Raw genomic sequence first — 8271 nt, 5'->3', positions numbered from 1 at the left:
CCCCGAAACCAACTTCAACGGTTTTCCAGCGCCGTCTCCCCAGCGGTGTCGTCGGATCGACTGCTAAACCTCAGCGCCGTCTAGAGAAAAGCTGTGTGGGCGTGTCGGCTGTGTGTCGGGGGTCCTGTTCCTGCAGACCGACCCGGTGGGGTATGCGCAGGGGCTGAACCTGTATGCGTATGTCGCAAACGATCCGGTCAACCGGACGGACCCCACGGGCAAGCAGAGCGTGTCGGACCTAATCATAGGCACCCTTCATGGATTGCGTGCCACGGCTCAGGTGCAGGCGACTGGGAACTCAGCGCTCGCTGAAGTCGGTGTCGGAGCATATATTGGTCGAGGACCGGAAGCTGATCTTCGGGTTGGCGTGAACCTTACGTCCGGTCCCCAAGTGGGCAATGACATTTCAGCTAATGCCGGTGTTACGGTCTACGCAGGCGACACCAGCAGTGTCCGTGGGTACGCGACGGAAGCGAGCGCTGGCACGACGGTTGGGGGCGTCACGGCGGGATACACCACTTCTCGCTTCGATCAGGCGGGGCCGGACAGTTCGAGTGTCCCGTTTGCGGGCGTCGCGGTCGGCCCCAGCCTGGCGCCGGTTTCGGGCCACGTCTCCAAGCAGGTCACCGTCGCGAATGATATGCGAGTCCCGATGTCGCCTGGTGCACAAGTGGTATCAGCGACCGTCAGCGCAGGCCGGGTCGTGGTGCAGTCATGGGTCGATAATCTGTTCGGGCGACGTGAGTGAGGTTAGATTGAATGTATAGAACTCTCCCTTATGTCGCTGTTGCCATGGTCTCGGTCTTGGTTGGTGTTGCGACGATCGAGTCTAATCTAAGCGTTGCAATTCCTGCGTTTGTTGTTGCGACTGTCTTCGCTTTGACGGCGCTGAAATTCAAATGCCCAAGGTGCAGGCTGGGCATAGACAGCAAACAGAGGCCCGGCTACCGCGTGGGATATATCCCTGGCGCGGACTGCCCTCGTTGCGGCCGTACCAGAAAAGGCGTTTGGCCATTCCAATACCTGCTGAGACCGGAACCGTGGGATGGACGGGCGGACGCGGAATAGGTCGGAGGGCAAGATAAAAGGGGTGTCGTAACCTCTTGCTTATACGACCCGCGCCTTGAGCCTCCGCCATGATCAGGGCTCTGATCCGAACAGCGAAAGGCCCGCCCGCTCCCTTTTAGGGAGCGGGCGGGCCGGTTCATTCGTTGGCACGTTTGAACAGCGTCGGCGTCGCCGATCACTGTCGGGTTAACCAAGGCATCGGGCAACTGTTCCTGTGTGCGGTGGCAGACATCGACCCGGAAGCGACGAAAGCCCGCCCCGGCGAACCGGAGCGGGCTTCATAGCCGAACGTGTCTACAGGTCAGTCGATCGGCGTGAAGTCGACGTAGTAGCTCTTGCCCGGCTCGAACTGACCGATCAGCGCCGGGTTCCCTCCCACGCCGTGTCCATGTGGCCCGCAGCGCGCTGGATGATCCACTGGGGGAAGCTGTCGTCGATGCAGACGCGGTGCACCTCCTGACGCTGTTCGGCGGTCATTGCGGCATTCGCGGACTGCCATAGCCGGGTCGCGTCCTTCGCCCGCTCGTCGGCAGAGGCCTTGCGCTGGCCGTCGTCATCGAAGACCGCATCCCAGAGGGCAGCGACCTCAGCGTGAGGCAGCCCAGCGAAGAATGATTTCGCGTCCGTGGTTACGCGGAGGGAACGGCGCTCCTTCGAAAGCCCGGTTAACGACGTCATGCAGCAGACGGTAAGAAACTCTTGGGCGACGGACTTTTGGCCTGCGGGATCAGACCCATGCCTTCAGGTCGCCGACTACTGTGCGTGGGCGATCCAGAGAAAATGGGAACTCGGGGACACTCGGTCATATGATCTGATCAAAGACCGGATCACATATGAGTACGACCTGTGGGGCCGGGGTCAGAAACACTACTATTGAAAGTTAGGCACGGCCCGCGAAATCCGCAATCTTGGCTATCCGAAGAAGCGCCCGGGGGCACTTATCACCAAGCAAGGGCCGTGCTCGACGCAAGGTAGGCGCCGTTCGGATAAACGTCCAGTTAAGATTTTGCGTTCCATTTGCGGCGGCGGTGCCGACCGTTAGGCTGCGGCTTGGGGCCTGAGACCAGTTCCCCCTCGGTAGCTCAGGCGCTTGCCGTTGACGCCGACCAGCGCGCTCCTGATCCTCGCAACCCAGAGCCGACCGGTTCGAATAGCGGAAATCGAACTCGGCCAGATAGCGATGCAGGTGCTTCTTGGCGCAGTGCTGATAGGTGCCCTTCATGGCGCGCTTGAAGACGGAGAAGTAGTTCTCGACAGGTGGTCGTGAGGACCGGATCCGCATGTGCAGCTTTGAACAGACCGCGAACCCAAGTCGGACGTCCGACTTCGAAAAAGTCGGATGAGGCAGCGAAAGTCGGACGGGCCTTAGTGGTGGCCTGCGTTTGCAAGCGTCTGGTAAAGTTCCATGCATATGGGGCTGTTTACCTCGACAGATCGCCTCCTCCCCCTTCGCCAAGCGGCGAACAGGGAGGAGACATTACGCCCACTGGACGCGCCCGCCGGACGGGGCGACAAGCGGCCATGGCCTCACCCCACACTCACGATGTCATCGTCGCCGGCGCAGGCATGGCAGGGGCGACGTTCGCCCTGGCCGCGTCGCGGGGCGGGCTGAAGGTCGTCCTGATCGATCCTCAACCCTTCCCGGCCCAGCTGGCCCCGACCTTCGACGGCCGATCGACGGCGATTGCGTTCTCGACGTTCCGCATGCTGGACGCGCTGGGTCTCGGCGACGGTCTCCGGCCCCATGCCTGTCGCATGGACCGGATTCTCGTGACCGACGGACGCCGTCCGGGCGCGGCGTCAAAGGCCGCGTCGCCGGCCTTCCTGCGCTTTGATGCCGACGAGATCGGCGACGCCAACGGCGGCGAGCCCCTGGGCTATATGGTCGAGAACCGCCGTATCCGTGCGGCCCTGGCCGAGGCGGTGACGGCGAGCGACATCGATCTGCGCACGCCCGGTTCCGTGGTCGGGGGCGAACAGACGAACCCTGCCGCGCGCGTGACGCTCGCCGACGGCTCGGTCGTCAGCGCCCCGGTCGTGGTCGGCGCCGAGGGGCGAGGGTCGAAGGTGCGCAAGGCGGCCGGGATCGAGACGGTCGGCTGGGGCTATGGCCAGTCCGGGGTGGTGGCGACGGTCCGGCTGGGCCGCGACCACGGCAATGTCGCCCACGAATATTTCCTGCCCGGCGGCCCGTTCGCCATCCTGCCCCTGACCGAACAGCGCGCCAGCCTGGTCTGGACCGAAGGCACCCGCGCCGCCGAGGCGCTGAAGGCCTGTTCGGACGAGGCCTTCCAGGCGCATCTGATCCGGCGGTTCGGCGATTTCCTCGACGGCGCGATGCCGGAGGGTCCGCGCTTCGTTTATCCGCTGGGGCTGGAGCTGGCGACGACACTGACCGCGCCGCGCACGGCGATCATCGGCGACGCGGCCCACGGGGTTCACCCGGTCGCGGGTCAGGGCCTCAACATGGGGCTGAAGGACGCCGCCGCCCTCGCCGAGGTGCTGATCGAGGCGATGCGGCTGGGCGAGGACATCGGCTCGCCAGTGACGCTGGACCGCTACGCCCGCTGGCGCCGGTTCGACAATGTGGCGCTGGCCGCCGGTTTCGACGGCTTCGTGCGGCTGTTCTCCAACGATCTGCCGCCGGTGCGCCTGGCGCGAGATCTCGGCATGGCGGCGGTGAACCGTATCGGTCCCCTCCGCCGCGCCTTCATGCGCGAGGCCGGCGGTGCGACGGGGGATCTGCCGAAGCTGCTCAGGGGCGAGCTGGTCTGAGGAACACGTCTCCTCCCTGTCGCGCAGCGATGGGGAGGTGGCTCGGAGCGGAGCGGAGAGACGGAGGGGTTCCTGTCTCGCTTGCGCGGAGAACCCCTCCGTCAGCTCGCGAAGAGGCTCGCTGCCACCTCCCCATTCGCCAGGCGGCGAACAGGGAGGAGACCGGTTGATCTAATCGAGCGACCGCGCCTCTTCCGGCAGCATGATTGGAACGCCGTCGCGGATCGGGAAGGCCAGTTTGGCGCCCCTGGAGATCAGCTCGTTGGCCTCGCGGTCGTAGTCGAGCCGTCCGCGCGTGACCGGGCAGACGAGGACTTCCAGCAGGCGCGGGTCGACCGATGACGGCGTGTGAAAAGCATCGCTCATTTTTTGTAGAGGGCTACCGCTTGCGCCGCGGGCGCTCGCTGCTTGAGCCCGGTCCTTCTGTGGATCGAGGGGGTTCTGCTTACTGCATCGACGTGGGCGTGTCGCCGTCGCCGGTCTCGGCCGCGTCGATGCGCATCAGGGTGGTCAGGACCTCGACGCGGTCTGCGAGCGCCGGAGATTCCAGCAGGGCCTGTTTCTCGGCCGGTTCGAACGGCAGGGCCATGGACAGGCTGTTGATCAGGGCCTCCTGCGGCGCGGCCTCGGCCGTCTCCCAGTCGATCTCCAGCTGACGCCGCTCCAGATAGTGTTTCAGCCCGGCGAGGAAGGCCTCGCGGTCGAACGCCTCGCCGCCGTGGGGGGCGGACAGGTCGGCCTCGAACGGAGCGAAGGCGGCGCGGACCTGGCGATAGGGGGTCTGGGTCGGCAGTTCCGACGCCACCCGGAACCGCGCCACCCCGGTCAGGGTGACCAGATAGCGGCCGTCGGACGTCTCCGCGAAGCTGGTGATCCGTCCGGCGCACCCCACCGCCGAAAGGCTGGGCAACCGCGCCGGCCCGCCGGACGGCTGGATCAGGCCCAGAACCCGGTCGCCCGCCATCGCGTCGTCGATCATGTTCAGGTAGCGCGGCTCGAAGATGTTCAGCGGCAGCTGACCGCGCGGCAGCAGGATGGCCCCCGGCAGCGGAAACACCGGGATCACCTGGGGCAGGTCAACGGCCTTCACATAGCCCTGGGCCATCGAACGTCCTTCAGGAAAACAGAATGGAAGACAGGCGGCGGCGGCCGTCTTTTGCAATGTCGGACGACAGGCCGGCGGCCTCGAACACGACCAGAAGATGCTTCCTGGCCGCCTGGTCGTTCCAATCGCGATCGGCCGACACGATGTCGAGCAAACTGGTCGCTGCGCCCTTCAGGTCGCCTTCGGCCGCCTGGGCCAAGGCCAGGTCGTAGCGGGCCTGATGATCGTTGGGATCGGCCTTCACCCTGGCCTCGAGCGCGGCGGTCTCGCCGGTCGGGGCGCTCGACGACAGGGCCAGCTGGGCCCGGACCGTGACGACCGAGGGTTCGGTGGAATCCTGCGGGGCCATGGCGATGGTCTGGCGCGCCTGATCCGCGTCGCCGCCTGCCAGATAGACCCGCGCCATGCCGGCGATGGCCTTCTGGTTTTCCGGCTCCATGGTCAGGACGTGGGCGAAGGCCTGGGCCGCGCCGCCGAAATCATTGAGGCCCAGCGATTCCTCGCCGAGCGACAGCAGCTGTTCGACATCGGTGTTGACGCCCGCGCCGCCCGACAGCTTTTCGATGAAGGCCTTGATCTGGCTTTCCGGGACCGCGCCCTGGAAGCCGTCGACCGGCTGGCCGTCGACGAAGGCGTAGACGGTCGGGATCGACTGGACCTTCAGCTGGCCGGCGTAGGCGGGGTTCTTGTCGACATCGATCTTGACCAGTTTGACCGCGCCGGCGGCCGCCCGGACCTGTTTTTCCAGGGCGGGGGTCAGGGTGCGGCACGGGCCGCACCAGGTGGCCCAGAAGTCGACAATGACGGGCTGAACCTTCGACTGGGCGATCACGTCGTCCATGAAGCCGGCGTCGGAGCCGTCCTTGATTAGGTCGTCGGTTCCGGAGGGCTGGGGATCGGCAAGGGTCATCGGATCTCTTTGAAGCTCGGGGCTGTAACGCGGTAGGGCTCAGATGGTCGCGGAGGCCGCCTGCGGCAAGTCGCCGGAGGCGTTGCCTGAAAAGTCCTTCACCAACGGTTCCCGCCCGATCTCGGCCAGCACGCGCCGGAACGCGGCCTGGCTCAGAGCCGTGGTCGCCGTATTCGTCAGGGGGTGGAAGTTGACGATATCGGCCTCCCACAGCCGCCGGTCGATGACGAAGGTCACCCGTCGGTCGACGTCGTTGATGAGCCCCAGCGCCGTGACCGAGCCCGGCCGCACGCCGAGGGTCTCGTGCATCAGGACCTCATTGCCGAACGACACCCGGTCCGAGCCGATGGTCCGGGGCGCGGCCTTCAGGTCGATGACCGTGTCCTGGCGCGCCGAGATCAGCCACAGCCGGCCCTTCTTGTCCTTGAGGAACAGGTTCTTGGTGTGGGCGCCGGGCATGGCGGCCTTGATCTCGTGGCCCTCGTCGACGGTGAAGACGGCGGGGTGGTCGTGGGTCGTCTGCTCGATGCCCCGCTCGGCCATCCAGGCGATCAGACTGTCTCGATCATGCAGTGGTTGAGCGGTCATGCTTGGCCGGGCTAGGAGTGATGCACCTCGATACCGCCCGGAGCGTCGCCTTGGAACTGGAATGCTACCCCATGTCGGCCCGGCCGCCGGATCTGGTGCCCGGGCGCCAGTCGCGGAACTGGATGGACGCCTTCGTCAGCCGGCATCCGTATCGCTGCCTGCCCCTGACCATGGCCAACACCACGGGGTGGGAGATCCTGTGCCCCTTCACCTTCACGGCGGAGTGGAACGGCGGGCCGTCGCAGGCCGACATCACTATCACGCCCGAACGGCCCCAGCCCGAGCTGGACCATTTCGTCACCTCGCACTTCTCGCGCGGGGTCCTGACCATGCACCCCCAGTATCTGTTCCGCACGCCGCCGGGCTGGGGGATGATCTGCGGGGGCTCGCCCAACCATATGAAGGACGGCATCCAGCCGCTGGTCGGCCTGATCGAGACGGACTGGCTGCCCTTCCCCTTCACCATGAACTGGCTGTTCACGCGCCCGGGCCGGGTGAAGTTCGAGCGCGGCGAGCCCTTCTGCTTCATCCACCTGGTCGAGCACCGCAAGATGGAGGCGGTCCAGCCGGTCATCCGGACGCTGGAGTCCAATCCCGTGATGAAGGGCCAGTTCGAGGCCTGGAACCGCCAGCGCACCGACTTCAATACGAGGCTCGCCAGCGGCGATCCCGATGCGGCGAAAGAGGCGTGGCAGCGGTTCTACTTCAAGGGCGAGATCCCCGAGGCCCTGGGCACGGCGCCGGACACCCATGCCAACAAGCGCAGGCTGAAGACCCCGCGGGTGGGCTAGGCAGCATGTCTCCTCCCTGTCGGCGTAGCCGATGGGGAGGTGGCAGCGAGCCCTTGCGAGCTGACGGAGGGGTTCTGGCCGCATGCAGAAAGAACCCCTCCGTCTCCTCCGCTTCGCTCCGGATCCACCTCCCCCCGCCTGCGGCGCGGGGAAGAGACACGATCACACTGCCAAGATCGCCTCCAGCCCCTCGCGCCAGGTCGGATGGGCCGGTCGCCAGCCCAGTTCAGCCTTGGCGCGGGCGTTCGAGATACGTTTGCTGTCGAGATAGAAGCGCCGCATCGCGTCCGACACCGATGGATCGGTCCAGTCGACCTCGGGCGGCTGCGGCAGTCCCATGCGCCGCGCGGCGTCGGCCATGACGACATCGACCGGCGAGGGCGCATCGTCGGCCAGATTGTAGGCCGCGCCCGGCCTGGGCCGGGCCATTGAGGCGAACAGACCGGCGACGGCGTCGTCGACATAGATGCGGTTGAAGACCTGGCCGGGCTTGCGCACGATCCTCGCCGAGCCATCGCGAAGCCGGTCGACCACCGACCGGCCGGGGCCGTAGATGGCCGGCAGGCGGAACACCTGCACCGTCAGCCCCATGCCGCGGCCGGCATCCAGCCAATCTGCCTCGGCCCGGACGCGACGCGCGCCCTCGAGGCTGGACGCGTTCAGGGCGTCGTCCTCGAACACCCAGCCGCCGTCGCGATCGCCATAGACGGCGGTCGAGGAGACGTAGCCGATCCAGTCGGGATAGGCCTGCGCCTCGGTCAGGGCGGGCAACAGGGCTTTCGCCCCGGGACAGCCGTGGCCCTCCGGCGGAGCGGTAATCAGGATGGCGGAAGCCTGGCTGACCGCCGTGGCCAGCGCCGCCTTGTCCGCAGGATCGACGGCCGCGACGCCGTCGGCCGTCAGCGCAGCCCGGCGTTCCGGGTCGCGCGAGGTCGCCGCCGTTGACAGGCCGCGTTTCGCCGCCTCGGCCAGCACCGCCTGACCGAGATAGCCGGCGCCGAAAATCAGCAGAGACCCGTGCGCCATTCCTGGGC

8 protein-coding genes and 1 pseudogene are annotated in these 8271 nt (G+C 66.5%); 3 read left to right on the top strand and 6 right to left on the bottom strand.

From position 1 onward, the window contains the following. The first annotated feature begins 112 nt into the window (after positions 1-112). The gene (locus tag ACP7A5_RS14825) at positions 113-748 is read left to right on the top strand and encodes an RHS repeat-associated core domain-containing protein (RefSeq protein ID WP_426042632.1); all 636 of its coding nucleotides are present in this window, start codon (positions 113-115) and stop codon (positions 746-748) included. A gap of 1358 nt (positions 749-2106) precedes the next feature. Here ACP7A5_RS14825 and ACP7A5_RS14820 read toward each other — a convergent pair. Then, positions 2107-2323, bottom strand: a pseudogene (locus ACP7A5_RS14820) (transposase); the annotation flags it as partial. Between the two features lie 266 nt (positions 2324-2589). Here ACP7A5_RS14820 and ACP7A5_RS14815 point away from each other — a divergent pair. Further along, complete coding sequence (locus ACP7A5_RS14815; RefSeq protein ID WP_426042631.1) at positions 2590-3843, top strand: UbiH/UbiF/VisC/COQ6 family ubiquinone biosynthesis hydroxylase; 1254 nt, start codon at positions 2590-2592, stop codon at positions 3841-3843. A gap of 171 nt (positions 3844-4014) precedes the next feature. Here the strand turns inward: ACP7A5_RS14815 and ACP7A5_RS14810 are convergent, their stop codons facing one another. The 4 genes from ACP7A5_RS14810 to ACP7A5_RS14795 all read right to left on the bottom strand — a co-directional run bounded on the left by ACP7A5_RS14810 (position 4015) and on the right by ACP7A5_RS14795 (position 6446). Continuing rightward, entirely contained in the window at positions 4015-4209 is a 195-nt protein-coding gene (locus ACP7A5_RS14810) for a Trm112 family protein (RefSeq protein WP_426042630.1), read from the bottom strand. Positions 4210-4288: 79 nt separating this feature from the next. Further along, complete coding sequence (locus ACP7A5_RS14805) at positions 4289-4948, bottom strand: LON peptidase substrate-binding domain-containing protein (RefSeq protein WP_303694768.1); 660 nt, start codon at positions 4946-4948, stop codon at positions 4289-4291. Positions 4949-4958: 10 nt separating this feature from the next. After that, complete coding sequence (trxA, locus tag ACP7A5_RS14800) at positions 4959-5858, bottom strand: thioredoxin (protein WP_426042629.1); 900 nt, start codon at positions 5856-5858, stop codon at positions 4959-4961. Positions 5859-5897: 39 nt separating this feature from the next. Next, positions 5898-6446 (bottom strand): prolyl-tRNA synthetase associated domain-containing protein, encoded by a 549-nt coding sequence (locus ACP7A5_RS14795; RefSeq protein WP_426042628.1) that lies wholly within the window; start codon positions 6444-6446, stop codon positions 5898-5900. Positions 6447-6496: 50 nt separating this feature from the next. On the opposite strand from ACP7A5_RS14795, the gene ACP7A5_RS14790 reads away from it, so the two are divergent. Beyond that, positions 6497-7237 carry a DUF6065 family protein gene (locus ACP7A5_RS14790; protein WP_425990487.1) on the top strand — a complete coding sequence of 247 codons (741 nt, stop codon included), beginning with the start codon at positions 6497-6499 and terminating at the stop codon, positions 7235-7237. A 162-nt stretch (positions 7238-7399) separates the two neighbouring features. Here the strand turns inward: ACP7A5_RS14790 and ACP7A5_RS14785 are convergent, their stop codons facing one another. Further along, complete coding sequence (locus ACP7A5_RS14785; RefSeq protein ID WP_426042627.1) at positions 7400-8263, bottom strand: NAD-dependent epimerase/dehydratase family protein; 864 nt, start codon at positions 8261-8263, stop codon at positions 7400-7402. Positions 8264-8271: the final 8 nt, after the last annotated feature.

This window comes from Brevundimonas sp. TWP2-3-4b1, assembly GCF_049897665.1.
GTDB classification, from domain to species: Bacteria; Pseudomonadota; Alphaproteobacteria; order Caulobacterales; family Caulobacteraceae; genus Brevundimonas; species Brevundimonas subvibrioides_B.
The sequence above is the reverse complement of the archived record's forward strand: the minus strand, read 5'-3'. Positions and strand labels throughout refer to the sequence as shown.